This window comes from Actinomyces sp. 432 (assembly GCF_009930875.1).
Taxonomy (GTDB): Bacteria; Actinomycetota; Actinomycetes; order Actinomycetales; family Actinomycetaceae; genus Actinomyces.
This window is the reverse complement of sequence record NZ_CP025249.1, coordinates 702389-728728: the sequence shown is the minus strand read 5'-3', so window position 1 is coordinate 728728 and position 26340 is coordinate 702389. Positions and strand designations below refer to the sequence as shown.

The window sequence follows — 26340 nt, the reverse complement described above, 5'->3', positions numbered from 1 at the left end:
CCCCGCCGGCATCAGTGTTCTCCCGGGCCCGTCTACCACCGCACCCGGGCAGAGGCCGCTCAGGCCTTGCGCGAGTTGATGGAGGCGACGACTGCGTCGAGGGTGGCCGCCAGCTCACCGTCCCGCAGGTCCGCGGGGGTGAAGGTGCTCATGTCAGCCGAGGCGTCCATGTACAGCATCAGCTGCACGGCCGGGAAGACTGTGTGCATGCTCCAGCCGCCCAGGACCGTGCGCCACTGCTCGACGGCACGGATCGCGCCGTCACCGGAGTAGCCGACAAAGCCGACCGTCTTGTTCGCGAACTCGGAGAAGAGGTGGTCGGTGGCGTTCTTGAAGGCGCCGGGGATGCCGTGATCGTACTCGGAGGTGACGAACACGAAGCCGTCCTGGGAGTCGATGGCCTCGGACCAGGCCTGAACCCGCGGGTCGTCATACTGCTTGTTCGCCGCCGCAGGCGGGATCGGAGAGGTGAACAGGGGCAGGTCAAAGGACTTGACGTCGATGATGGAGTAGTGGGCGTCGCCACGAGCACGCGCGTGCTCAAGCACCCACTCGGCGATCTGCTCGCCGAGGCGGACCTCCCGCACCGATCCGAGGACGATCCCGATCTTGGGCTTGTTGGTCATGGAGTTGTTCCCTTCAGGCCATAGCCCGCCCGGGTCCGGGCGGCGCAGGACACAACTCAACACGGCGGCCACTGCCAGGGCTAGCGAAACCGAACGTTGACATCGCCACAGCCTCGTAACCTGCGTTACGTCCGTTCACGCTGCAGGCGCCCTGCAGGCAGCCGACTCGCGGCACTAACCGGCCCGCAGTTCGGGCCGCAGGCTGATGACCACCCGACCGGCAACCCGGCTACAGGCCCAGGAAGTCCAGGATGTCGGGCAGCTCCCGCCGGGCCTGCGCCAGGCCGAGCTCGTAGGCACTCACCACGCGGTCATAGCGCAGCTCACCGTTTTCAATCGGCATGCGATCCGGCTGGAACAGGTAGACGCGGCCTTCACGCCGCCCCTGCTCCAGCTCCTCCATGGTGCGGTTGTAGCCGGCGGGCCGGTTGATGATGGCCTCGGCGACCGCCGGCTGCTTGTAGAACATGCGCCGATAAGCGGCCGCACGCTTCTCAGCGGGCTTGCGGTAGCCGGCCGGGCGCGTGGAGACCACAAGCATGCGCTCGTAGCCGTCTGCCACCGCCGCGTCGGTGGCGAAACCACCGGTCGGCCCGAGCGCGCCGTCGAGGTAGGGCACCTTATCGATGTGAACGGTGGGCATTAGCACCGGCATGGACGAGGAGGCCTGGCAGCGCACCAGCAGGTCTTCCATGGCGTCCATGTCCTCCAGGCCCCAGTAGACCTCCTCGCCGGTGTCGCAGCGGAAGGAGCCGATGCGCACGGTCGCCTTGGAGGCCTTGAAGGTGTCCCAGTCGAAGGGGAAGCGCTCATCCGGCAAAGAGGTGTGCTGGTAGATGTGCTCGGAGTTGAAGTACCCGCGCCCGCGCGCGAAGCTGCCCCAGCCGCCGGCCTCCGGGTCAGTGGTCAGTCCGACGAAGGCCTCACGAGTGCGCCACAGGTCGCGGGAGACCATGTTGACCGTGTTCGTTGACCCCGCGGAGATGCCACCGACCCAGGGGAAGAACAGTCCCTCCTCCAGCAGCACCTGCACGAGCGCCGCGGTGTAGGTGCCGCGCATGCCACCCCCCTCGAATACGAGGGCGACGTCCTCAACGCGCCGGGTGATCGGGGCGGGCGCGTGGGCCGGATCGCCGTAGGGAACAGGACGGGCTGGAGCGGGAGTCGCAGTGGTCATGATGGGTAAAGGCTATCGAGTCCGCTCGAGCTACGCGGACGTGATCCCCACCGCAACACTTTCAGCCGGAGGGCGAGCATCCGGCCGGAGGCCCGCCACCCCTAGCCCGCGGCGCTCGAGTCGCGTAGCGTGAAGCCATGGCGAATCCAATGCTGCTTCAGCCCCTTTCCCTGCGCGGGCTCACCGCCCGCAACCGCCTGTGGCTTCCTCCCATGTGCATGTACTCGGTCGTCACTGAGGACGGCATTCCGGGCAACTGGCACGCCCTGCACTACGGCACACGCGCCCAGGGCGGCTTCGGCACGATCATCGTGGAGGCCAGCGCCGTCACCCCGGAGGGGCGCCTGTCCCCCAATGACCTGGGCCTGTGGGATGACGCCCAGATCGCGGGGCACGAGTATCTCGTCAAGGCCATCCACATCGGCGGCGCACTGGCGGGTGTGCAACTCGGCCACGGGGGACGCAAGGCGGGCACGCCGCCGTGGCGGCCCGACGTGGACGGCGCCCGCTCGGGCACGCTGCCCGGCTGGGACCTGGTGGCGCCCACCACCACGCCCTATCCGGCGCACGCCGCGCCGCGCGCCCTGACCACGGATGAGATCGCCGATACGGTGCAGGCCTTCGCCGCGGCCGCCCGCCGCGCGGTGGCCGCCGGGTACGACGTGATCGAGCTGCACGGCGCCCATGGCTACTTGATTCACCAGTTCCTCTCTCCGCTGTCCAACACGCGCACCGATGCCTACGGCGGCTCGGACGAGGGGCGCAGGCGTTTCGCACTGGAGGTGGTCCGGGCGGTGCGCGAGGCCATTGGGGACGACAAGGTCCTTGACATCCGCCTGTCCGCGACCGACTGGGCCGAGGGCGGGGTTACCGGCGAGCAGACCGCTGAGCTGGCTCAGCAGCTGGTGCAGGCGGGCGTTGACGTGCTGCACGTGTCCACCGGCGGGAACGTGCCTACGAAGGTGCCGGTGGGGCCCGGCTATCAGGTCCCCTACGCCGCCCAGGTCAAGCAGGCCGTGGCCGGCATGACGACGCCGGGTGGCGGGCAACCGCAGGTGGTTACCGTGGGCATCATCGACTCCGGCCTGCAGGCCGAGCAGATCCTGGTGGCAGGCCTGGCCGACGCCGTCGCCGCGGGACGGCCGGCGCTGCGTGACCCCTACCTGCCGGTGCGCTGGAGCCACGAGCTCGGCGTGAACGACTGGCAGGCCGTTCATCTACCGGTCCAGTACTGGCGCGGCGCCTGGCGCTGAAACCGGCTGGGACCCTGCGCGGCTGGTGCTGGCGGTTGCGTTGCCGGGCACTCGCGCTTGGCGGCCGCCCGGCACCCGCCGTACTCGGCCGGGGCCTGGGCGGCTGCCGCAGCACGGCGGACCGAGGGACTGCGCGCGTCGGCCGCTCTGCGTTCTCAGGCTCCCAGCCAGTAGGAGCGCATCGCGCGGGCTAGGTTAAGGCCGTCGCTCAGGGCGCACATCTCCCGCTGGGAGTGCATGGACAGCAGCGGCTGGCCGACGTCGACCGTGGGAATGCCCAAGCGGGTGGCGGTGATGGGGCCGATCGTGGTGCCGCAGGGCACGGCGTTGTTGGACACGAAGTCCTGGCTGGGCACGGCGGCCGCGCGGCAGGCACGCGCCCACGCGGCCACGGCAGCGGCGTCGGTCGCGTAGCGCTGCTGGGCGTTGATCTTCAGCAACGGCCCACCGCCGAGGACGGGGCGTACGGCGGGGTCGTGCAGCTGGGGATGGTTCGGGTGGGTGGCGTGGCCCGCGTCGGCTGAGACGCACAGCGAGCGGGCCAGCAGGGCAGCGTAGGCCTCGTCGGACACTCCCAGCACACGTGCCAGGCGCTCCAGGACGGTCTGCAGAAAGGGGCCGGCGGCGCCGGCGCGGGTCCCGCTGCCAACCTCCTCATGGTCGTTGGCCACGAATACGACCGGGTTGGGGAGATCGGCGTCGGCGCGCGCCAGACCCTCGAGGGCGGCGAGTGCGGCGTGCACCGAGGAGAGATTGTCCAGGCGAGCGGAGGCGAGGAACTCGCCGTGAAGCCCGAACCGGGCCGGAGGCTCGGTGGGGTAGGTGAGGATGTCGGCGAAGGCGAGGTCGGCGGGGTCGATGCCCGCCAGGTCGCACAGGTAGAGCTCTGGCGCGTCAGGGCGCGGCGGGGCGGTCGCGGCGCGGGCGGGGCCGGCGCCCTCTGCTGCGCCAGCCACGGGGGCGTCCGCCGGGCCGGCCAGGGTCCACAGGGGAAGTAGGTGGGCCTGCTTGTCCAGGTGCAGGGAGTCGTTCACGGAGCGGTCCAGGTGTGGCGCCACCTGGGCTACACGGGCGATCGGACCGGTGCGCACCAGATGTGCGGTGCCCTCATGCGTGACCAGGCGACCGGCCAGTCCCAGCTCCCGGTCCAGGAATGAGTTCAGCAGCGGCCCCCCGTATACCTCCACGTTCAGTAGCTGCACGCCCTCTCGCACCATGGCGGCACGGGGCTTGAGCCGCAGCGCCGGCGAGTCGGTGTGGGCGCCGACGATCCGCCAGCCCGCATCTGCCCCCGTGCGCCCGGGCAGCAGCCAGGCGATCACCGCGCCGTCACGGATGGTGTAGCCGCGCCGGGGCAGGTCGGCGCCCCAGGGCGCGCGCTCATCCACTGCCGTCAGGCCTACCGCATCCAGTCGGCGCGCGACCTCCGCGGCTGCGTGGTAGCTGGTGGGCGAGGCGACGACGAAGTCGATGATGGACTCGGCGTAGGCATCATCGCCACGCAGGGCGGGTGCGGTAAGGGTTGCGGGATCTGCCATGGGCCCAAGTATGGCCCCCTGGCCAATCATGTCCGCGGCCGCGCTCCGCGCTGCGGTACTCGTCATCCTCTTTCCGGGACTCACTGGCGAAACTGCGCGCCTTACGCCACGATCACCTCATGACGTCGCCCTCCCCCGCCCCGCCCGCCATCCCCGCCCTCGGCACCAGTGCGGTGCGGGCCGTTCTACTGGACGCCGACGGCGTACTGCAGTTCATCGGCACTCCGTGGGACCAGGCGCTGACCGCCGGCGGCGGCGCGGAGTTCTGCCGTCGTCTCCTCGCCGAGGAAGCCGCCGCACTGGAGGGGCGCGAGAGCCTGCGCACCCTGCTGGAGCGGCTGGTTGACGAGCTGGAGCTCACCACCGGCGCGGAGCAGCTTCTGGAACTATGGTGGCAGGCCACACCGGACCCGCTCGCCTGGCAGACCGTGCGCGACCTCAAGGCCGCCGGGTACACCACGGTGCTGGCCACCAATCAGCAGCACGAGCGCCGCGCCTGGATGCGCGCCGCCCTCGGCTATGACGGCCTGTGCGACGTGGACGCCTACTCGTGCACACTCGGGGTAGCCAAGCCCAGCCCGGACTACTTCCGTGCCGTACTGGACCTGGCGGGGGCAGATCCGGATGAGGCACTGTTCGTTGATGACAACGCCACCAATGTGAGCGCAGCCGCAGCGATTGGTATCCGCACCGTGCATCACCCGGCGGACGCCGGCGGCGCCCTGCTGCGCCAGGAGGTCATCTCCGCATTGACGGACCCGCATCGTTCTTGAGGAGGACAGGCCAGTCGGCAGTCTCATACTTTCGGAAACCAGATTTCATTCATACGGGCTTGCGAGCCGCGCCCGGACGCACAAAACTCAGTGCTGTTGGCGCAACTGACGAGGCGCACGAGAGGAAGACCATGACGAGCATCTCGACGTCCAGGCAAATGCAAGGACCGTACGCCTCCTCCGCTGCCGCCCGGACACCGAGCAGCATCACGGCCGCCACCACCGCGCACCGGCGCCTGAACGCCCGGCTGGATGACCCCGCACGACGCGCCCCACGCGTCTTCATGAACCTGCTTAGGCGCATTCACCGACTACTTCCGGGCATCGTGCGCCGTCGCGTCCCGGTGACCTTCATCGGCTACGCGCTGATCAACGGCTCCGGCTTCATCATTGACATCGCTTTCCTGTGGCTGTTCTACGAGCGGATGCACTGGTTCTACCCGCTGGCAGTCACCGTCGGCTACGCAATCGCCGGCGTGTACTCGCTACTGCTGAACCGGTGGCTGAACTTCCAGTCCCACGGCTCACTGACGTCCCAGGGATCGCGGTACGCAGTCGGCCTGGTTTCCCAGTACGTCATCTTCATTCTGGGACTGTCCAGCCTGCTGCACCTGGTGGGTGTCAACGCCGAGCTGGCGCGGTTCGCCTCCGCCTGCTGCGAGGGAATCTACCTGTACGCGCTGATGCGCCTGTGGGTATTCCGCGGCACCCCTGAGCCTACCGCCGACGCCGCCTGACCCCTGCCTCACCGCCTCATCGGCAGCGAGGGCGCCCCGGGGCGCCTCTCACCAGAAGGCGCGCGTGGTCTCCGCGGGCCCGTCAAGCTCGGTGTAGCCGGCGTCAACCACCGACACCGGGCGCGGTCGGGAGCCCCAGGAGGACTCCGTCGGGAAGACGACGCGCACCCGGTACCCCTGCGCGGCCCAGCGCTCGTGCAGGTCGGCGGGCAGTTGTGGGCTCTGCCAGGCCAACTGGGCGGCGTGCGCGACCTGCGCGCACAGCTTCCCGCTGGTCATCTCCTCCAGCGGGGTCACCTCCACAGTCACCAGCGCCTGCCGGGAGGCCGACTCGCTGGACAGGGCGATCCCCCGGGCGGCGTCGGGGTCCTTGGCAACGGCAGCGGTGATCGCCGCGGGCGGCGGGGGCAGCTCGTCCCCGTGCGGGAAGTGCGTGCCCTCCACCTGGGTCTTGGCCAGCGGCGTCGGCAGCGGGCGCACCGGGCCGGGGACTATCGCACGCGCCTCGGCCACGCCCCAGCCCTCCGGCCCTTCCTGAGCGACCGTCACCCCGGGTAGTTCTTGGATCTCCTCCCACCGTAAGCCGCGAGCGCGGCGCACCAGCTTGCGGATGCGCCCGTCGCGCCAGTACTCGACGGCGTCGTGCCAGGGGCCGCCCGGCGCCGCCTCGGGGGCGGCCAGCAGGGCGACTACGGCGCGGGCCGCCGCCTCGGCGACGTCGATGCGGCGGGGCGGGTGCACCTTGTCGTAGTGGACGGCGATCTGCATGGCCCAGGGGATGGCGTGATCGGAGCTGACGGATGCGAGACGCGAATCGGCTGCCGCGTCGGCCGATTGCGGGGACAATGACTGCATGCGTCACATTATCTGGGACATGGGCGGCACACTGGTGGACACCTACCCGGAAGTCGACCGGGTCCTGTGCGAGGCGGCCTTCGGGGACGCGGAGCCCGAGCACCTGCGTCACGTCACCAGCCTGACCCGTCACTCCATTGCCCATGCGATCGCCACGCTCAGCGCCGAGCGGCGCCTGGAACCGGAGACGCTGGAGGCGGCGTACGCCGATTTGAAGGAGCGGTGGCGTCGGCGGCCTGCGCCCGTGATGGATGGCGCCCGGGAGGTGATGGCGCGGGTGAGCGAATTGGGTGGCCTGAACCTGGTGGCCACGCACCGGGACCGCGTTTCCGCCACCGCACTGCTGCAGGGGCTGCACCTGGAGATGGACGATGTTGTCTGCGCCCCGGATGGGGTGGCCCGCAAGCCCAGTCCTGACATGAACCTGTTGCTGGCGCAGCGGCACGGTCTTGACCCGGCGGAGGTCCTGTGCGTTGGGGACCGGCCGATCGACGTCGTAGCCGCACGGGAGGCGGGGATGCCGGCGGCGCTGCTGGTGCGTCCGGGCACCTCCGTGACCCTGCCCGACGACGCCCCCGGCGCACTCGTCGTCGCCAGCCTGCGGGACCTGCTCCCCTGCTGGACTGAGGTCTTCCGGCCCGTTCCGAGCGAACGCTGACGGCTGCTCGTAGGACCCGAAGTCAGTGATCCGCTGTGCCCGGCAGGCGCATCAGCAGGGCGTCATCGAAGACGAGGCCCGCGTAGCCGTCCACGTGCGCGACCTCCTGGAAGCCGGCGGCCAAGTGCGCAGCGACGGAGGCGTGGTTGGCAGTCTCGACGACGCTGAACAGGTCCTCCCCCGGCTCGAGCTCCTGCACCGCTGCACCGACCGCGGCCAGCAGGGCACGGCCGATCCCGCGGCGTCTGGCACCGGGGTCGACGATGAGGCCGGAGACCATCCAGTGCTCCGGGCGCCCCTCCATGTCACCGGGCAGGAGGAAGGCGCCGGAAAGGGCGACCGGGGCGGCCGTGTCATCGGCTTCGGCCGACTGGGCGACCGCATCGACCGCGGCCAAGTCGACCTCGGCCGCCTGCGCGACCGCGCCTTCAGCAGCGGTGGGCTCGGCGTCGTCGGCGGGGAGGGAGGCCAGCAGTAGAACCGGTAGGGCTGCAATCATGCGCGGCGCCTGGTCCAGCGCTTCCTCCACGCTGATCCCCCGCAGGGCGAGCAGGCGGGCGACCCGCGCGACGTCGTCGGGGCGGGCGGGGCGGATGTGGATACGCGAGCGCTCACTCATGCCGCTTCTCCCGTCCGGCGGTGGTGACAGGACCGATGCTCGCTGGGGTCGCCAGTGCAGTGGTCGGTGTTATGCCCGGGGACCTGTATTCAATGCCGGTGACGCGCATGGGAGCCATCATGCACCCGCGGGTGCCGGTGCCGCCTCAAGGACGGCCGCGGCACCCGCGGGTGGCGGTGGCGGTCCGCTGGTGGCGGATCGCATGGTGGCGGGGAGGCCCCGGCCTGCCCCGCAACGGGCTATGAGGCCCGTCCTACGGAGTGGATTCCGTGGCGCCTGGAGACCAGCCGCAGATGGCGCCTGCCGGGGCGCGAGTGGTCGCCGTCGTCCGGATCCGCCGGGTCGGGCGGGTTGACCAGGACGGCCTCGCCGACGGCGTGGTCGGGCTCCAGCTGCCAGCTGGGGCGGCGCAGTGCGTAGAAGACCAGCGGCGGCGCCCCGAGTACGACAATCACCAGGCCCACCACCAGGGCGTAGCCGGCACTGCTCAGCCCCGTGAACCCCGACGGGCGCACGAAGGACAGGATGAAGGCCGCGGCGCAGGCCGCGAAGCCGATCCCGGCAACCAGCCCCATGGCGGGGGTGCGGTAGGTGCGCCGTACCTGCGGGCGGGTGGCGCGCAGGCGCAGGGCGGCGGCGAACAGCATCATGTACATGATCAGGTAGAGCGCGGCGGCCATGTCGATCAGGGTGACGAAGGCGGTGTTGCCGTTGGGGATGACCACGAACAGCAGCGCCAGGATCGTCACGATTACGCCTTGCAGCAGCAGGATGGAGCGCTGCACGCCGGCCCGGTTGCGCTTCTGCAGGACCGGCGGCAGCAGGCCGGTGCGGGCGGCGGTGAGCAGGCCCTTGGACGGGCCGGCGATCCAGGTGACCACGGAGGCGAAGGCGCCCAGGGCGATCAGCAGAGAGATCAACGGAGTGCCCCAGGCCAGGTGCCAGTGGTCGAAGTAGGTCTGGAAGGCCAGGTTGATGCCGTCCACCACGCCCAGGCTCGCCCTGGGGACCGCGACGGCGATCGCCAGGGTCGGCAGGATGAAGATCGCCAGGATCACCACCGCCGAGATCAGGACCGTGCGCGGGTAACCGCGGCCGGGGTCGGACAGATCGTTGGCGTGAACGGCGTTGACCTCCATGCCCGCGTAGGCGAGCACGTTGGACACGATCAGCACGATGGAGGCCAGGCCCGTCCAGGGAGGCAGGACCGCCGACGCCGTCAGTTCCGTCTGGGAGGGGGTGCCGGTCGCCAGCCAGGCGGCGCCGAAGCTGATCAGTAGCGCTGCCGGCAGGAGCGTGCCGACGATGCCGCTCCACGAGCCGACCTTGGCGAAGAGGTTGCCGCCGGCCAGCGTGATGAGGGTGGAGACCCAGTACAGGACGATGATGACGGCGGCCACGTACACGCCGTTGTTCGCCAGGGAGCCGCCGCCCACTACGTAGGACAGGCTCACGGCGATGAAGGCGATCTGGGTGGGGTACCAAACCACGTTCTGCACCCACTGCAGCCAGATGGCCACGAAGCCCCAGCGTTCGCCGAAGGCCTCGCGCACCCAGATGAACACCCCGCCCTTCCAGCCGGTGGCGAGCTCTGCGGCTACCAGCGCCGTCGGCACCATGAACAGCACCGCGGGGATCAGGTAGAGCACTATGGAGGCCAGCCCGTAGCCGGCCATGGCGGGCAGGGACCGCAGCGAGGCCACGGCCACCACGGTGAGCATGGCCAGGTTGAACACGCTCATTGAGGCGGGCGGGCGGTTGGCGTCCATGCCGGCGGCGTCGGCGGCGGGCGCGTTGCCGGGCATCGTGTGGGCGGTGGGCAGGTCTCCGAGCGTGCCCGCGGGCGGGCGGCTGGACCGGGTGCCGGAAGAGTCGGGGGCATGGACGGAGTTGGGCGCGTTCACCGCACCGCCCCGAGCGGCGTCGGCGGGAACGGAGGTTCCGGCGGCATGGCCGGAGGTTCTAACGGACATTTTCGGCTCCTCAGTGGTGGAAGGCGGCGGGGCGGTCCGACTCCTGGGGCAGCGGCCCGTCGAGCCGGTCGAGGTAGGCGACCTCGGCACGCAGGTCCTCCAGGAGGGCGTCGGCAAGGTCATGGCTGAGCCCGTTGCGGACGACGATCCGCTGCACGGTGACGTCGGTGAGGTCATCGGGCATCGGGTAGGCGGGGACCAGCCAGCCCTTCATGCGCAACCGGTCGGACAGGTCGTACAGGTTCCACTTGTCGGTGTGGTCGGCGCGCAGCCTCCAGGCGAACACAGGGATGTCGGAGCCGTCGTTCCACAACTCGAAGGCGCCCATGGCGGCGATCTGGTCGGCCAGGTAGCGGGCGACGTCGCGGCTGTTGGCCTGCACCCGCCGGTAGCCGTCGAAGCCGAGCCGCAGGAACATGTAGTACTGCAGCAGCACCTGTGCGCCGGGGCGAGAGAAGTTCAGGGCGAAGGTGGGCATCTGCCCGCCCAGGTAGGAGACCTCGAAGATCAGCTCCTCGGGCAGGGCGGCCTCCTCGCGCCACACCACCCAGCCGATGCCGGGGTAGACCAGCCCGTACTTGTGGCCGGAGGTGGAGATGGAGGCAACCCGCTCGATGCGGAAGTCCCACTCCAGCTCGGGCTGGATGAAGGGGGCGATCATGGCCCCGGAGGCGCCGTCGACGTGGATGGGAACGTCCAGGCCGGTGCGCTCCTGGATGGCGTCCAGTGCGCGGGCGATCTGGGCGACGGGCTCGTACATGCCGGTGTAGGTCACCCCCATGATGGCCACCACGCCGATGGTGTTCTCATCCACGTAGTCCTCCAGGCCGTGGCCGTCCAGGACCTTGTGCTCCTCGCTGATGGGCACATACCTGGGCTCGACGTCGAAGTAGTTGCAGAACTTCTCCCAGCACACCTGCACGGCGCTGGACATGACCAGGTTGGGCCGGTCGGCGGGCTTGCCGGCGGCGCGGCGGGCGTTGCGCCAGCGGCGCTTGAGCGCCAGCCCGCCCAGCATGCAGGCCTCTGAGGAGCCGATGGTGGAGGTGCCGATGGTGTGACGGGGGTCCGGGGCGTGCCACAGGTCTGCGAGCATGGTCCAGCAGCGGGTCTCGATCTCCGCGGTGCGCGGGTACTCATCCTTGTCGATCATGTTCTTGTCGGCCGCCTCCAGGTAGAGGCGGCCCGCATGGTCATCCATCCACGTGCTGACGAAGGTGGCGAGGTTCATGCGTGCGTTGCCGTCCAGCATCGCCTCGTCGTGGACCACCTGGTAGGCGGTATCGGGTAGCGCCTCCCCGGCGGGGAAGCGGAACTTCGGCAGGTCATAGGCCTCGCCGGGGCGGGCGAACAGCGGGTTGAGCTCGCTGCTGCCCGGGTCCGGCGCGGAGGAACCGTCGAATACTGGCCGTGGCATGTCGGAATCTCCTCTCGGTTGACAACGATTGACATATGGATATCACCATGCTGTGCTTGATACCACTCCAACGCAGCAATATGCCAACACTCGCAATTTACCAAGGCTATCTTCCCAGCTTTCTGAAACAATTGCTATACCTGCCAGGGATCCTCAAGCTTTTCTTTATAGCGGACACCGCCGCAAATAGGGCAAGAATCACCCGAGAACATCCTGAAGACACCCACCACATTCGCCCAACTCACCCACACCCCCACGAACATGAATGCCACCTGGCTGTAGTCGCGGGGATTCCTGAACACCTAACGGCTCTCCGCATTCGCGGGTGCGGCGGGTCAGCCGGGAGGGCCATACATGGCGGTCGGCCGCTCTGGCCGGAGGGGACGAAGCCCGCCGTACCGGGCGATCACCAACATGCAGGCCACGAGCGCAAGTCCCACCATGCGCGCCCCGAGCCATAGCGGACTGCGCCGCCATCCTCACCGTCCCTGGACCAGACCACACCCCCCCGCGCCGGCAAGCCGCCCACCCAGCCGACTGCGGCCGCCATCACGAGCCATCAAGGCTGCGTGGGCCGCCGGAACCAAACGCCTGGCCTAGTTGACCTATTCGTGACATGCTGTGCGGCATGAGCATGCCGCCCCCGTCGCACCCCGGCTACAACAACACCCCTGCCAACCGCCATCTTCCACCACAGGGACAACCCATCCCCTGGCAGTCGGCACAACCGGTTCAGGGCCCCAGCTGGGTGACACAGTCGGCGCCTCAGCAGGGCGCACCCACGGCTCAACCCCAACCGCCCTCACCGGGCGCATACGGCCATGCCCCCACCCCACCGGCGCATCCAGCGCGACCGAGGCGGACCCGAACGTTACTCATATCAGTCCTGGTACTGGCACTCGTCCTTGCCGTTGGCGGCACCACCGCACTCATCGTGCACAAACGGAACAGCAACGCCGAGGCCTCCGATACGAATTCCGACCAGTGGTCGCAGGCCTGGCTGGACGGATTCGAAGAGGCCTGGTCCCTTGAGGCACCCACGGACTTCCGCGACAAGGAGATATCGACGCGCATCCACGGCAACCGACTGGTACGGATCACCAGCACGTCCGAAACTGCGACTGTCGCCGTTTTCGACATCTCCAAAAACAACCCCAGGCAGCTGTGGGAAACTCAGCAGGATGTTTCCGAAGCCATCGATCGGACCACAATCTGGGACGGTCGGATCGTCGTCGAGAACACGTTGATCGACGTTTACTCCCAGGAACGCAGCGTCGCACCCTGGGACGCGGACGCCCGGGTGAGCATCACGTCAACTGGCGCGATCGCCTGCGTAGACTCGACCTGCCGGTACTGGACTAGCCCCTCGGAGATGGCGTGGGAAACCGACTTCGGGACGGATAGCCCGGTGACAGTCCAGTCATCTAAAATCGTGGACGGGTACACACTCGCCAGCTCGTCCGACTACGACCACTTCGTAGTTGACTTGAGCACCGGCGCCACGAACGAGCTGGACACTAACAAGCACACCATCCAGCAGCCACTTGCGGACGGCTGGCTGGTTCGCTCCGGCGGAGGTTCACGCAAGGAGTCAACTATCGACCTTTACGAGCCCGACGGCACCTTCAGTGAGTCATTTAAGTACAATGAGTCCGCCTCATTCTCCAGCTACCCGTGGTCGCCCACTCCTTTCACACGGGAGCAGGCCAAACTCTGGCTAAAGGACCTCGACACCTCCTGGGCCCCATCAAGCTATTCCGCCTCAGAAACAGACACCAGCTGCAAGTCAATCACCATCAACGGAAACGATATCGTGCTGGGCAAGGACAACGCCCTGTTCGGGGTGAACCGCAAGAAGGAGTGCGCCTCTACTAGTGCCTTACAGGCGTTGTATCACTCCGGCCAGGGGCAGGTGCAGAAATTCAGTAAAAGGGATGGATACAAACTGTCCCTGGTGCTGGTGGACATGGTCACCGGACGCGCCTCAGAACCAATTCCACTTGGTACGACCGAGGAACGCCCATCACATAGGTCTATCGGCGACCTACTCCTCGTCGAATTCAAATATGGCAAAGTCATCGCCTACCGGCCCAGCTGATCGTGAGCGGGCCGCCCCCGGGTACGGGGCCGCTCTACTCGCCGCCGAGCAGTTCGCGGATCTCCTGTGCGGTCAGGCGGGCACGACTGGACGGCGTAGCCCCGGCGCGCGCCGCTGCCCCGTCGGCTGCGGCGTCCGCCGCGTCCGCGGCTCCCTCCACCACACGCTCGAACAGATCAGCCTTCTTTTCCTTCAGGGTCATGACCTTCTCCTCGATGGTCCCGGCGGATACCAGCCGGTAGACCATTACAGGCTTGTCCTGCCCGATACGGTGCGCGCGATCCACGGCCTGCTCCTCGGCCTGCGGGTTCCACCACGGATCCAGCAGAAACACGTAATCGGCCTCAGTCAGTGTCAGGCCGAAGCCACCGGCCTTCAGTGAGATCAGGAACACCTCGGCCTCACCACTGCGGAAGGCGTCGATCGCCTCCTGCCTGTCACCGGTGGCTCCCTCCAGGTAGGTGGTGCGCATACCGGCTGCCTCCAGCGCGTCTCGCACCCCACGCAGGTAGCGGGTGAACTGACTGAACACCAGGGCCTTGTGCCCCTCAGCCACCACCGGCTGCAACGTGTCAAGCAGCACCTCCACCTTGGCCCCGGGCTTGCGCCTCTGAGCGGACTTGCCGCTTCCGGCGGCCTCGGATTCTTCAACCAGCGCCGGATCAAGTGCCATCTGCCGCAATGTGGTCAGGGACTTCAGCGCGGTGAACCGCGACTGCGCCGTGTCCTCCTCCAGTAGCCCCAGTACCTTCTGCCGTTCGCGCGCAAGGCGGCGGTCGTAGGCGCGCCGGTGCGCCGGGGCCAGCTCCACGGTCATGACCTGCTCATTCTTGGCGGGCAGGTCGGCGGCGACCGCCTCCTTAGTGCGACGCAGCATGAAAGGGCGGATGCGGGCGCGCAGTGCCGCCAGCGCAGACTCGTCACCGTGCTCCACGGGGCGCCGGTACAGCTCGGCGAAGCGCTCCGGCCCGGGCAGCAGGCCGGGCGCGGTGATGGACAGCAGGCTCCACAGGTCCATCAGCGAGTTCTCCAGCGGTGTGCCCGTGATTGCCACCGTCGACGGTGTGTGCAGGCGCCGCATGGTCTTGTAGGTGACCGCGTTGTGGTTCTTGACAAACTGGGCCTCGTCCAGCACCACCCAGGACCAGTCTACGGCGGTGAAGTCCTCCTCCTCGATGCGGGCGATGGTGTAGCTGGTGACCACTAGATCGGCGCCGGAGCGGATCTCCTCCAGATTCTCGTCCCGCTTGGCACGGGTGCGGGTGATGGTGCGTACCCGCAGGTCGGGGCAGAAGCGGGCAGCCTGCTCCGCCCAGGCGCCGACGACGCTCGTGGGCGCCACCACCAGCACCGGGCCGTCAAACGCCCCGGGCTGCGCCGCCTCACCGACCTCGGCACCGTTGTGGGCGGCGTCCACACCCGCCGCCCGCTGCTCCGCCATGCGCTGGACGACGGCGAGCACCTGGATGGTCTTTCCCAGGCCCATGTCATCGGCAAGGATGCCGCCGAGCCCGGTGGACTGTAGTAGAGCCAGCCAGCGGTAACCATCAAGCTGGTAGGGACGCAGCTCGGCGCGCAGCCCGGCAGGCGCCGGCGCATCCACAACCGACGGCGCCCCGCAGGCACCGCCGGCGTCTGCGGTCCCGGCACGGTCACCGCCCGCCGGCCCGCTCCCCGCACCGTCCTCGGCCGCGGCGGCCACCGCCAAGAGCCGCTCAACGCCCTCACGCCAGCGGCGGGCCGCCTCCCCGATCACCCCGAGCTGCTCCAACTCGGCGTACAGGCCCGCCTGGAAGGCGGTGACCGCCAGGTCGCCGGCGCTGCGGGCATGGGGATCGCGCAGGTCACGGCCCTCCTCCATGAGCCGGGCCAGGCGCGTGATCTCGGGGCGGTCGGCAAGGCTGATCCACTGGCCGGAGTCCAGCAGCACCTCATCGGCGCCCTGGGCGACCGCGGTCATCAGCCGCTCCACGGGCACGTCCTCCTCCCCCACTTTCACGCGCACCCGCAGGGAGAACCAGTCAGGCCGATCGTCGTCATCGGCAACGTCGGTGGTGATCAGCGGGGCGTCCTCGGCCTCCCGGTAGTCGGGCACGCGGCCCTCCACCTCGACGACGACGCCGTCGACCGCCTCCAGCGCGGGCAGGGCCTGGGACACCAGCCGCGCAGTGCTCATACCGGTGAAGACGCCCCGCTGCCACAACGGACCGTGCGTCGGCACCAGCGGCATACAGGCCTCGACGATGCTACGGGCCAGGCGGTCCTCGGCGCGGGCGTCACGTGCCACGGGCGCTGACTTGGCCGAGTGCGCCGGACCGGGTTCTGTGATTGCCGCCGTGTGAGGCTGGAAACCGGTGCTCGTCCCCGCCTGAGCGGCAGTGCCGAGGACCCGGCCCCAGCTCGGCGGCGCAGGCCCGTTGAGAAGCTCCGTGAGGCTGCCCAGCTCGGCTTCTCCTCGATTGTCCCCGGATGACGTGAGGTAGCGGATGGACCAGGAGGTCTCGGCGCGGTGAGCGGCAGCGTCCAGCTCGATGCGGAGCACAGCGGCCGGCGCGCCGACATCCGGCACGTTCAGGGTGGGGTCGAGGTCGACGATGGGGACTGCTGCGGCGAGCCGCCCCAGGTGCTCGCGTTCAAAGCGGCCCACGTCCGCGGCGGGAACGGTGATCTGCTCGTTGTGCGCCAGCAGTCGGCCCAGTACCTCATCGGGCGGCGGCTCCAGCGGCATGAGATTCAGGGCGCCGTCGCCGCCTGTGAGCGCGTATGCGTGGACGGGGTTGCCCAGCGGCCGGGGCGCGCTGGCGGATTCTGCGCCGAGCATGAGCCCCTCCACCGCATCAATATCCAGTGCGGCGGCTACAAGAGCAGTGCCGTCAGCCTGACGGTTCACCCCGACGCCGGCACGCAGCCCGGGCAGGATGCGCACCTCATGGCCAGCATGCTGGGCCGTCGTCAGTGTCACCCCGGCGGCGACGGCGCGCCGCAGTGCGTCCCAGACGCGAGTCGGCAGCGCGCCCAGGTCGATAACGGCGTTGCTGTAGTAGTAGTCGCCGTAAGGGTCCATGGAGGCCAGGTCCGCCAGGGCGGAAAGCACGTCCGGGGCGACTTCACCGGTCAGCTCCCCGGTTGTCAGGCCGCGCCAGGAGATGCCCTGCTTGACCCAGCCGCGCTTGCCGGCGATCAACGGGCGCAGGTGCAGGCGCCCCGGCCGGGCGGAGGATGCCCCGAAGCGTCCGGTGCGGCCGGGTGCGGTCGCCGTGTCCGCGACCTCGAGGGCGACGGCCCGGTACGCCGTACGCCGAGTACGCAGCAGCTGGTTGAGGCGGCGTTCCCAGTCGATGTCACCGGCAGGTGCTGAGGCGGACTGGGCCTGGCCCCGCGCGGTCAGAACCAGGGCGGCCGTGTGCTTGCAGTTACCGCCCACCGGGCAGGAGCAGGTGCCGGACCAGCGCACGCGCTGGCCGGAGATGCGGGCGAACACCATGGTCTGGTAGACCCGCCCCTGCGCACCGCGCACCGCGGCGGCGAGAATCTCACCGTTGCCCGAAACGGAGAGGTTGGCTACCCGCCCCTGCTCCGCGTAACGGCGCCCCCGTCCGAAGGCCGGCGCGCCGACCACGCCTATTATCTCAGCATCGGCTACTCGTGCCGGCCAGTCCTCGGGCGTTATCTCTCGGGCCATGCCCCCACCATACGGGCGGGGTCCGACACATATCGAACCGCTTGGACCGCCGCAGGGCGGCCGGGGGCCGCGCCTCCAAGGGCCTCAGCCCGACCGGGCTACCACCCGTCATCCTCCCGCTCAACCATCGCCAGCGCATCGGTCAGTGCCTTCTTGACTCCGCTGGCGCTGAGTCTGCGCTTCTTGCCGCTGAGGCGTTTGAGCGCCAGGTTACACAGATCCTCAGTGGAGACCCAGCCGGCTGAGCCAGCACGGAGTTCACGCATCAGCGCCGCCAGCTCCCGGGGGTGGATCTCCTCGATGGAGTCCACGTGATCCAGCGCATGACGCCGGTAGCGCACGGGCAACCGGGCGGCGTCCATGCTCCGCCACACGAAGCCTGCGTCGTCGGTGTAGGCGAATGCGTCGCCCAGCAGCGCATCGACCTTCTGCTCCCGGGACTTCACCACCCGGGTGAGCCCGTAGGCGCGGCAGAGCTTGACGATCAGCCGGTGCCGGGTGAGTGGGGACTCGACGTCGCAGATGGCACGGGCTGTCTCAACCACGTGTGCACGTTCTGGCGAGTTCTTGTCCTGTGCGCGGTCGAGTATCTCCAGCGGGTACACGCCCTCAGGCCGTCACTGCCGGTACTCCGTATCGGCGAGTGGCGCACTCTCCGGTGCGGCCGCATCATCCGATGCCACCGGCGTCTGCTCGTGCGGGGCCTCGGGCGCCAGGGCCTCGGTGGGCGTCGGCGTCGACTCTGTCTCCGCTACCGCCGGCTGCGGCCGAGCCGAAGTCACCGACGCCGATGCCTTCCCCGACGCCGCAGACGCCGTCAGCACTGCAGATGCTGTCGGCACTGCGGACGGTGCACTGGCCGCCGCCTGCAAACCCGCCGGCTCCGGCGCGCCTCCGGAGGCGGCGAGCAGGCGCGCGACCTCGGCATCCGCGTCGGCCACCCATGTGGGCATCCAGACGCGCTCAATCCGCTCCCACCCCATGGACTGCAGTACATCGACCGGCAGCAGGTCACGGTCCGTGGCGCTCGCCCGCCGATTCCAGCCCGGCCCGTCCAGCAGCACCGCTACGCGCGCTCCCCCGGCTCCGGTGACGACCAGGTCGATCTCGAAGTCCGAGTGCCCGACGCCGGACATCACCTCAACGCCCGTCTCCCGCAAGCGTTCAGCGATCTGGTCGCGGTGCAGGTCCACGGAGGCGACCGAGCGCGGCCGGCCGTGCGGCGCGATGCCGCTGCGTGCTCGCCCCAAGTACTCGCGCAGGTCCTTCACCCCCTGGTGGGTGGAGCGCTCAGCGTGCAGGTCCTCCGGATCGAAGCTGGAGAATACGACCACCTGCCTGCGGGCCCGGGTGATCGCCACATTCAGCCGACGCTCACCGCCGGCGTGGCTCAGGGAGCCGAAGTTGAGCGGCAAGTCCCCACGTTCATTGGCCGAGAACGTAACCGACACCAGGATCGTGTCGCGCTCCTCCCCCTGAACGTTGTTCAAGTTGCGTACGAACAGGCCATCGCGCGTATTTAGCGCCTCGATGATGCGTTCCCGGCCGCTGTTTCGCAGCTCGGTCTCGATCAAGTCGCACTGCTGGTTGTTGAAAGTGATGATTCCCAACGAAGGAGCGGCCTGCGGCGAGGCCTCAAAGCGCCTGCTGACCTCGTCTACGATCTGCCGAGCCTCCACCGGATTGGTGTTGGGCCTGATGCCACGGTGCTTGGCCGTTTCAGCACGGTAGTAGGTGCCGTTGACGCGCCGCAATGAGATGCCGTAACCGTCCGGCCCATCATCCGGAGCGGCGGCTATCGCCAGTGGGCTCGGGAAGGACAGCAGCCTTCCGCCGTAGTAGTGCCGGTTGGAGAAGGCGATGAGTGACTCGACCCGGCTGCGGTAGTGCCAGGTCAGGCGGCGGGTGGGTAGGCCGAGTTCCAGGCAGCGATCGAGGATCGAGTCCGCGCCATCCTCCCCGGAGGTGCCACGACCAGACGCGGCCGCCGTGCCCGGCGGGGGTGTCGGCGGCATCTGCTTGGGGTCTCCTACCACCACTGCGGAGCGTCCCCGTCCCAGGGCGCCGACGGCGTCGGCAACGGTGATCTGGGAGGCCTCGTCGAAGACGACCACATCCACGTAGCGCCTATTCGCCGGGAAGAAACGGGCCACCGAGTCCGGGGACACCAGGATGCACGGGGTTATCGCGGTGATCAGGTCCCAGTAGGAGTCGACCAGGGCGCGGACATTCAAAGTGCTCTTGCGACGCTCAACCTCGTCGCGTAGCGCTGCAGCGCGCTCGCCGGCCTCACGCAGCACGCGGTCACGACGGCTCAGTACCGCATCGAGCAGCTCGGACGGCAGCTGTTCGCGTAGTCGGCTCTGCAACCGCCGGTACTCGTCCAGCCGGGCTTCGTGCTGGTCCGCGCTGAAACCGTCCAGCCCGCTACGAGCAGCGCAGGCGTTGAACAGTGCCTGCGCATGGGGCGCTGCGGACGCGTCCGCCCCCATGGCCTCCACCAGTTCCTGGCGAGCCGCATAGTAGGACTTGCCCTCCTGCCCCGGTGCGTGCAGCTGCTCACGATACGCCTCCAGTTCTCCGCGTGAGTCCGCCAGTTGCCGGCGCAGTCCCGCCAGCGCCGCGGCATCATGACCGGGTGCCTGCAGCTTCAGCGCCCCGCGTAGCGCCTCACAGACGTCGTTGGGTCGCATGCCGTTGTCGTGCAGGTTGAGCAGCAGGTCCCCGATGCCGGTCTCCTCGCCCAGCCTCCGGGCGACGACGTCGAGCGCGGACTGCTTCTCCGCCACGAACATGACGGTGCGCCCCAGCGCCAGGGAGCGGAAGATGAGGTTGGCGACCGTCTGGGACTTCCCCGTGCCGGGAGGCCCCTCAACCACCAGGCTGCGTCCAGAGACAGCGTCGGCGATCACCTGGGCCTGGGCGGAGTCCGCCACCAGTGGCAAGTTCTCCACCACCTCATCGAGATCCGTCGCGGCTCCGGGGGCTTGGTCCTCAGCATCGGCGCCGGGCGTGTCTTTCAGCAGGCGCGCCACCAGCGGATTGGCGGTTATGGTCGGCCAGTCCTCCTCCAGGTCCCGCCACATGCGGTAGGTGGAGAAGCGGAACAGCCCGAGGTGGACAGTGGACTCGACGCGGTCGCGGCGACCTGCGGTACGCAGCTGTTGACGCAGGTTGTCCAGCGTGGCCTCAACGTTGACGCCGTGAGCGTCGTATACGGGCTCACGCAACGCAGTCAGGTCGATGCCCGTATCCGCCTGGAAGCGTGCGCGCAGGGAGGAGTTGGGGGTGGACACGCCGGCCTCATCCAGCAACACGACGAATGTGTCCCCCTCCCGTTCCAGCTTCACGGGAACAAGGATCAGGGGAGAGCGCACACGCCGACCATCGGCGTACCAGCTAAGCGTACCGATCACGAGGTACAGGTTGTTCGCCCCGGAGTTCTCCAGGGTGGTGCGAGCGGATGCGGCCATGCTCTGCAGGCGCCGCACGTACTCCTTGCTTCCAAGAACCGCACCCACGGTGTGCGCCTCCAGCAACTCCGTGGCGTCATCCGCCGCCTGCGCGGCGCCCCGAGCGGGCCTGAGGGCCAGGTTGTCGCGCTTGTTGACGATGTCCTCTAAGTCGCCGACGAGTTCCGGCGGCACCTTGAGTTCGATGGCCGAGCGCGCAGTTCGGTCGATCAGCGGGTTGCGCAGGGACAGGCCTAGCAGGGACCGTTTCCACTTCTCCACGCGCGCCGGCGCCGCCCCCACTGCCCGGTCGGTGCCCGGCCCGCCCACAGACCGCGTCGCGTCCGCGTGCGCGGTAACAGCCGGACCCTCCGCGTCCTGTTCCGCCCGGACGGCGGACGGGGGCAGCTCCACGACGACGCCGTCCTCATCACGTTCGAGCGCCGGCTGCGGCACCGCACCACTGGAGCGCGCGGCGGCGATCGAAACCACGAGGGTCAGCTCTGAGAGGGCGGCCTCCACTATCTGCTGCGCCGCACCGCCCGGCACGTGCAGTACACCCGCGGGTGAGCGCAGGGCGGCGGACGGGTCTATCAGCCCGATGTCGCCCTGCCGCACCCCTGCGGCGAACGCCTCCGGAGAGTCCCCCACGCTCACCGCCCCATTTCTGGCGTATCCCAGCAGCACCGAGGTGGACGTCAGTGCCAGCATCGGGCTAATCCCGAGTCGTTCAAGGATGCCTGCGAGCAGGACTGCGACGTCGAGCTCGCTGCCGGCACGCGCATCCATAACCTCGCCCGCGGTGCGAACTGTTAATGATTCCTGCCACCGTATAGTGCCGACGTCCGCCACGAGGCCACGGCTGCGCAGTACCGCGCAGGCCGCGTCGGCCACGTCGTCGGGGACCGGGCTCGGCGTACCTAGGCTCGCGCGCGCATGCGCCTGCGCTGCCAACGCCTGAACCACTGACTGATCGGGCTGGACGAAGGTCGCCAGCGCCGGGCCGGCCCAGAGGTCGCCTCCGGCCTGCTGCCACTGGCGCGGGGACAACGCGGCGAGGGCATCAACCCGGCGGATCAGCTTCACGCCCTCCCGAGTGCTCAATTCCACGCGCACGTGGGCGGGGCTCGACTGGTCAACCTGTGCCAGGTTGCCCGGGTGGAGCTTCAAGGCTCTGCTGGTCCGTAGTTCGCGCTGCGCGTCCACATCCCAGGTGAACCGCCACGGCTCGACCAGCTCGCGGCCGCCAGGTCGGGGAACTCCGGAACCGGCCCCGACCCGGCAAGCAGGGCCCGCAGCGTTTCGGGTGTGCAACGATTGGCCAGCGTGTTGCGTAGATAACGCTCCAGATGCGGAGGGAGAACGCTGAGCATGCCCCGCAGGGCCAGATCGTGATTGTTGAACTTCATGGGCTTCGGTGCGGAGATGGTTGAGATTGCCCTGAGCTACCGGGCGTTTGGGCGTATGCCCGACACGCCCCGGAGGACTGCCCCACAGGGCCAGATGGAGCCGACTTGGGCAGGCTACAGGTTCCTCATGACACGAATTGCTAAAGGACCGCTACGCAGGCGCTTATCAGCGCCGTCGACGCACGATCTGGGCCACCAGTTCTCTACTGCATCCGAGCGCCTGGAAGGGGTGGATGCCATCGGCCCACGTCTCGTTGTCGGTGTAGATGACGAAGGTGTCCACTTCCAGCTCGTGTTCGGCGGCGTACAGCATGGGCAGCGCGCAGTCCGTACCACCGAGGGGCATCGCATCCACCACCCTTAGCGCGTCATCAAGGCGGCGGCGGGGCTGATGCCCAACGGAGCCATCGCGGTCGGCTGCCAGTATCCCGGACGAGTACTGGAGAAGGCGAAGGCGGCGGAGCCCGGTTCAGCGGCAAGCTGCACCAGCGCCAGTGCGGTCGCCCATGGCGGGCAGCAACCCCATTCGGGTCAGGCGCGGCAGCCGGCGCATGAGCTCGGCCAGCGGCAAGCCCCGGCAGTACCGTCCGTGCCGCGAATCAGTGAAGTGAGGCGTCGGCCTCGGTGACCCTCCAGGCATGGAAGGGGACGGTCAGCCCGGCCCGGCTGGGGGCACACAGGTAGGGGCCGGCCTGCGCGACGGCGTCCTCGGGGAAGGGCAGCAGACGCACCATGCGCAGGGCGGCAGCGCCGTCGGGCGCTATGAGCCCCGCGCGCACGGTGAGGGCGTCACCTTTGCGGCTGACCCGAATGCGCACGCGCTCGCCCTGCCAGTCGGGCACCGGGCTCACCGACCAGTCGGAGTTGCCGGCCGTGACAACGGCACCCAGTTGGCAGGCGCCGTCGGAGAACTCAACCCCGGCCTTCACCCAGTTCTCGGGGTCGACGCGCACCATAATGCCGGCCTGGTCGAAGTTCTCAGTGAAGGCCGCGGTCATATCCACCTCAACCGCAGTGCCCGGTTCGAAGGGCGCCAGCAAGGCGTGGGCGGTGTCGACGATGAATCCGTAACTGGTGCGCCTCCAAGCGTCGGACTTCTCCACGGCGGTGACTAGCAGGTCCCCGCCCCTCTCCTCAGCAGCTGCGGGCGGGTTCAGCCAGTGGCCTGCGGACCAGGGAAGCGACGTCATGCCCCGACTCTAGCCGCGAGGCGGCGTGGGCGCAGTCCCCGCGGCCGGGCGATGCGGCATGTTCCGTCAGCTTCAGGGAGGCGACCCCAAGCGCAGTCCTCGTGGGCGGGAGATGAGAACCGCGCTGCGACGCGGCCAGCCGCCGCGCCCCGGCGGTATCCAGCTGCGCAGGTACCCCGGGCACACAGCTCCATCCGCGCCCCGCCCGGCGGCGGCAATGCGCGGCCGCAACGCTCTCCGCGTGCGCGGCGCTTTCCCCGGGTGCCCGCACCGCCCGGGTACGTCAGGGACAGGTGATGACGAAGTCGATGCTCTTCGTCTCCGTCGAGCCGCTCGGGGCGGCCTCACCAGTGACGGTGTAGGTCTTTTCGCTTACCTCGACCTGCACGTCTCCCGCCTGGCTCCGGTATCCCTCAATGTTCGTGTAGTTGAGGGACGCGTCATCGCCGGGGACGATGGTGATCAGTCGTACCTCGCTTGAGGCGTCGTCAATAGCCAGGGACACCGAGCGCACCCCCGCGTCCGAAATCACGGAATCCGTCGGGCCCACGCCGATCGTGGTCTGGCCGTCCTGTGAGCCGCAGGCCACCCCGGCATTCTCGATCTCGAATGGCTCGCCGTCGAGAGTTCCGGTGAAAGAGCCCCCGACCTTGACGTCCTCTAGCGGCAGTGGCGCGTCCGCACCCGGATCCGATTCAGAGTCGTTTCCTCCCTCGGCTGCGGTTGCCGAGTCCGCGACTGCCGGGGAGGCGGACTGCTCGGCGTCGCTCGAGCTGTTGCTGCCGCAAGCGCCCAGGCCGAGGACGAGCACGAGCGCAGCGGCCGTGGTGGTGGTCTTCAGGAGAGGAGTCTTCATGTCTGGATCCTGTCTACTGTCGGGACGGAAGCACGGCGCCTCGGGAGCGCCTGCGACTGTGAAGCTACCAAGATAACGGTTCTGGCGCACTCGCTCGCGCGCTCGACTCGCGGCCAAAGACGCACCTCCTGCCGGCATTCGCCGACCGCCCCACCTTCAAACCGCTGCAATGAGCCCGTTGACCGCCGCAGCTACGAGTCCCGAGCTGACGACCCCACGGTCAATCGCCGGATCAGCGGCACCCCGACAATTGCCGGGTAGCGGATCCCGGACAATCGCCGGGTCAGCGGCCCCCCTGACGATACCCGTGAACCATGGCACGGATTGCACCACTTTCAGCCGACGGTGGTGATGCTTCCCGGATGTAGCAGCGCGATCATGCGGTTTGCCTCCGCGGTTCAGGTCGGCGCGGGGTAAAAGTGGTGCAATCCGTGACACCTCACTCAGCAGGGAGAGCCTGCGAACGCGCCCTTGCGCCCTGCTGGAGCCGCAGCCGTTCCCACTGGGCCACTGCGTCCACCTCTCCTGGCGCGTGCAGCCAGTGGGTGCCCGGAACAACCGTCAGGCCAGCGACGAAGCGACGGCAGAAGTCCTCTGCCGACTCGCGCGGCACCAATTCATCCCGCTCCCCCATGATGATCGACATCGGCACATCCCAGACGACCGTCTGCCGGCCGTCCTGGGCGGCCCGCGAAGCGAATACCTCGGCATCGCGCCGCGAGCCACCCGCCCCGTGAACGCACAGGAAGGCGCGCGGCGCCCCCTCGGCCCCAGACGGTCACGTCATCACGGTCGGGAACGTCGAACGCTTTCGCAACCGCCATTGCTATCGGCCCATGGGCGCGGGCGATCACGCCGATTCACCTGCGTGAGCAGTCAGTCGGTGGAACGCCCGCGCCCGATCGCGCCTCACAGGTAGTGGGCGCGCAGGTCCTCGGGGACTTGGCGGACAGGTCTGCCAGCGTCACGTCAAAAACGGTGCGCGCGCCAGACTCGCCGCGGGCAGCAATCCTCGCCACCGCCCGCCCCATGGCGGCCACCACGGAACCGGTGAACTCCGGGTTGGAGCCGAGCTGCAGCTCGAAGTTCACGGTCTCGGCCACACCATCGGAGGTGTGACCACGGCGAACCACGGTGCCGCCGTGCGGGATGCCGGCGTGCTCGGCGGCCAGTTCCTCGGCGGTGATGAAGTTGACGGTGGTGTCGTAGTCGGCGAAGTAGTTGGGCATCGCCTTGATCTCCCGCTCAATGCGGGCCAGGTCGGCGCCAGCCTCGGCCACCACATAGCACTCGCGCGTGTGCATGGAGCGAGTGGTGAGCTCAACGTCATCGCCGGACTTGACCGCGGCGACGGTCGCCTCGACCGGCCGGGTGTACTGCTTGGCGTCCACAACGCCGTCAATGCGGCGCAGGGCGTCGGAGTGCCCCTGGGAGACGCCGGGACCCCAGAAGGTGGTGGTGGCGCCGTCTGGCAGGACGGCCTCCCCCAGGACCCGCAGCATGGAGAACAGGCCCGGGTCCCAGCCGGTGGAGATCAGGGCGACGTGCCCGGAAGCCTTGGCGGCGGCGTCGACGGCGGCGAAGTGCTCGGGGATGCGGGCGTGGGTGTCAAAGGAGTCGACCGTGTTGAACAGCGCGGCGGCAGCCGGAGTCTGCTCGATCAGGTCGGTGGCCGAGCCGCCGCAGTTGAGGCAGACGTCCACCTTGTCGGCCCAGGCGGGCATGTCGTCCACGTGGGCGACGGGCGCGCCCTGAGTGGCGACCGTAGCCGGGTCACGCCGCGTGAAGACTACGACGAGCTCCATGTCCTCGTTCTTGGTGATGGCCTGCTCGGCGCCGCGCCCGAGGTTGCCGTATCCGTTGATCGCTACCCTGATCATGCTTCCTCCTGGTGTGCTTGCTACGGGGGCGATCCTAGAGACCTGTCGTGTTGCCGTCGCGTGACGGGCCGAGGAGTGGCTCGCGCCGGCGCATCCGCCGTGCCCCGTCCGCGTAAGCGACAATGTGTCCGGCCATTGGCACATCCG

20 protein-coding genes and 1 pseudogene are annotated in these 26340 nt (G+C 68.9%); 5 read left to right on the top strand and 16 right to left on the bottom strand.

Annotation, left to right across the window (positions count from 1 at the left end):
* Nucleotides 1-59: 59 nt before the first annotated feature.
* Together CWT12_RS02950 and CWT12_RS02945 are read right to left on the bottom strand one after the other, a co-directional pair.
* Nucleotides 60-626: an NADPH-dependent FMN reductase gene (locus tag CWT12_RS02950; protein ID WP_161923643.1), complete on the bottom strand. Its 567-nt coding sequence runs from the start codon at nucleotides 624-626 to the stop codon at nucleotides 60-62.
* 229 nt (nucleotides 627-855) lie between these two features.
* Nucleotides 856-1803 carry a patatin-like phospholipase family protein gene (locus CWT12_RS02945; protein WP_161923642.1) on the bottom strand — a complete coding sequence of 316 codons (948 nt, stop codon included), beginning with the start codon at nucleotides 1801-1803 and terminating at the stop codon, nucleotides 856-858.
* 137 nt (nucleotides 1804-1940) lie between these two features.
* Between CWT12_RS02945 and CWT12_RS02940 the strand changes: the two genes are divergently transcribed.
* The gene (locus CWT12_RS02940; RefSeq protein ID WP_161923641.1) at nucleotides 1941-3056 is read left to right on the top strand and encodes an NADH:flavin oxidoreductase/NADH oxidase; all 1116 of its coding nucleotides are present in this window, start codon (nucleotides 1941-1943) and stop codon (nucleotides 3054-3056) included.
* 155 nt (nucleotides 3057-3211) lie between these two features.
* Here the strand turns inward: CWT12_RS02940 and CWT12_RS02935 are convergent, their stop codons facing one another.
* Complete coding sequence (locus CWT12_RS02935) at nucleotides 3212-4594, bottom strand: M18 family aminopeptidase (protein ID WP_161923640.1); 1383 nt, start codon at nucleotides 4592-4594, stop codon at nucleotides 3212-3214.
* Between the two features lie 119 nt (nucleotides 4595-4713).
* Between CWT12_RS02935 and CWT12_RS02930 the strand changes: the two genes are divergently transcribed.
* Complete coding sequence (locus CWT12_RS02930) at nucleotides 4714-5367, top strand: HAD family hydrolase (protein WP_161923639.1); 654 nt, start codon at nucleotides 4714-4716, stop codon at nucleotides 5365-5367.
* Between the two features lie 131 nt (nucleotides 5368-5498).
* The gene (locus tag CWT12_RS02925) at nucleotides 5499-6104 is read left to right on the top strand and encodes a GtrA family protein (RefSeq protein WP_237564285.1); all 606 of its coding nucleotides are present in this window, start codon (nucleotides 5499-5501) and stop codon (nucleotides 6102-6104) included.
* A 48-nt stretch (nucleotides 6105-6152) separates the two neighbouring features.
* Here the strand turns inward: CWT12_RS02925 and CWT12_RS02920 are convergent, their stop codons facing one another.
* A complete protein-coding gene (locus CWT12_RS02920) occupies nucleotides 6153-6872 on the bottom strand; it encodes a peptidyl-tRNA hydrolase (RefSeq protein WP_161925255.1) in 720 nt (239 codons plus the stop codon).
* A gap of 85 nt (nucleotides 6873-6957) precedes the next feature.
* On the opposite strand from CWT12_RS02920, the gene CWT12_RS02915 reads away from it, so the two are divergent.
* Nucleotides 6958-7617, top strand: a complete 660-nt coding sequence (locus CWT12_RS02915; RefSeq protein WP_161923638.1) for an HAD family hydrolase — start codon at nucleotides 6958-6960, stop codon at nucleotides 7615-7617.
* A 22-nt stretch (nucleotides 7618-7639) separates the two neighbouring features.
* On the opposite strand, the gene CWT12_RS02910 is transcribed toward CWT12_RS02915, so the two are convergent.
* From CWT12_RS02910 to CWT12_RS02900, 3 genes are all read right to left on the bottom strand, one after another.
* Entirely contained in the window at nucleotides 7640-8236 is a 597-nt protein-coding gene (locus CWT12_RS02910) for a GNAT family N-acetyltransferase (RefSeq protein ID WP_161923637.1), read from the bottom strand.
* A gap of 239 nt (nucleotides 8237-8475) precedes the next feature.
* Nucleotides 8476-10209 (bottom strand): amino acid permease, encoded by a 1734-nt coding sequence (locus CWT12_RS02905; RefSeq protein ID WP_202616256.1) that lies wholly within the window; start codon nucleotides 10207-10209, stop codon nucleotides 8476-8478.
* 10 nt (nucleotides 10210-10219) lie between these two features.
* On the bottom strand, nucleotides 10220-11626 hold the full coding sequence (locus tag CWT12_RS02900; protein ID WP_161923636.1) for a glutamate decarboxylase: 1407 nt from the start codon (nucleotides 11624-11626) through the stop codon (nucleotides 10220-10222).
* 934 nt (nucleotides 11627-12560) lie between these two features.
* Here CWT12_RS02900 and CWT12_RS02895 point away from each other — a divergent pair.
* Nucleotides 12561-13724 (top strand): hypothetical protein, encoded by a 1164-nt coding sequence (locus CWT12_RS02895; protein ID WP_161923635.1) that lies wholly within the window; start codon nucleotides 12561-12563, stop codon nucleotides 13722-13724.
* Between the two features lie 34 nt (nucleotides 13725-13758).
* On the opposite strand, the gene CWT12_RS02890 is transcribed toward CWT12_RS02895, so the two are convergent.
* From CWT12_RS02890 to CWT12_RS02855, 9 genes and pseudogenes are all read right to left on the bottom strand, one after another.
* Nucleotides 13759-17406 carry a DEAD/DEAH box helicase gene (locus CWT12_RS02890; RefSeq protein WP_161923634.1) on the bottom strand — a complete coding sequence of 1216 codons (3648 nt, stop codon included), beginning with the start codon at nucleotides 17404-17406 and terminating at the stop codon, nucleotides 13759-13761.
* Nucleotides 17407-17504: 98 nt separating this feature from the next.
* A complete protein-coding gene (locus CWT12_RS13760; RefSeq protein WP_237564284.1) occupies nucleotides 17505-17951 on the bottom strand; it encodes a hypothetical protein in 447 nt (148 codons plus the stop codon).
* Nucleotides 17952-18023: 72 nt separating this feature from the next.
* Nucleotides 18024-22028, bottom strand: coding sequence for a DUF4011 domain-containing protein (locus tag CWT12_RS02885; protein WP_237564283.1), 4005 nt, complete (start codon nucleotides 22026-22028; stop codon nucleotides 18024-18026).
* Entirely contained in the window at nucleotides 22025-22267 is a 243-nt protein-coding gene (locus CWT12_RS02880) for a hypothetical protein (RefSeq protein WP_161923633.1), read from the bottom strand. Before CWT12_RS02880 ends, CWT12_RS02885 begins: the two co-directional genes overlap by 4 nt.
* Nucleotides 22268-22433: 166 nt before the next feature.
* Nucleotides 22434-22613 (bottom strand): hypothetical protein, encoded by a 180-nt coding sequence (locus CWT12_RS02875; protein WP_161923632.1) that lies wholly within the window; start codon nucleotides 22611-22613, stop codon nucleotides 22434-22436.
* A 253-nt stretch (nucleotides 22614-22866) separates the two neighbouring features.
* Nucleotides 22867-23457, bottom strand: a complete 591-nt coding sequence (locus CWT12_RS02870; RefSeq protein WP_161923631.1) for a DUF1349 domain-containing protein — start codon at nucleotides 23455-23457, stop codon at nucleotides 22867-22869.
* Nucleotides 23458-23740: 283 nt separating this feature from the next.
* On the bottom strand, nucleotides 23741-24313 hold the full coding sequence (locus tag CWT12_RS02865) for a lipoprotein LpqH (RefSeq protein WP_161923630.1): 573 nt from the start codon (nucleotides 24311-24313) through the stop codon (nucleotides 23741-23743).
* A 439-nt stretch (nucleotides 24314-24752) separates the two neighbouring features.
* A complete protein-coding gene (locus tag CWT12_RS02860; RefSeq protein WP_161923629.1) occupies nucleotides 24753-24959 on the bottom strand; it encodes a hypothetical protein in 207 nt (68 codons plus the stop codon).
* 263 nt (nucleotides 24960-25222) lie between these two features.
* Nucleotides 25223-26193: pseudogene (locus tag CWT12_RS02855) on the bottom strand (diaminopimelate dehydrogenase).
* Nucleotides 26194-26340 lie beyond the last annotated feature (147 nt).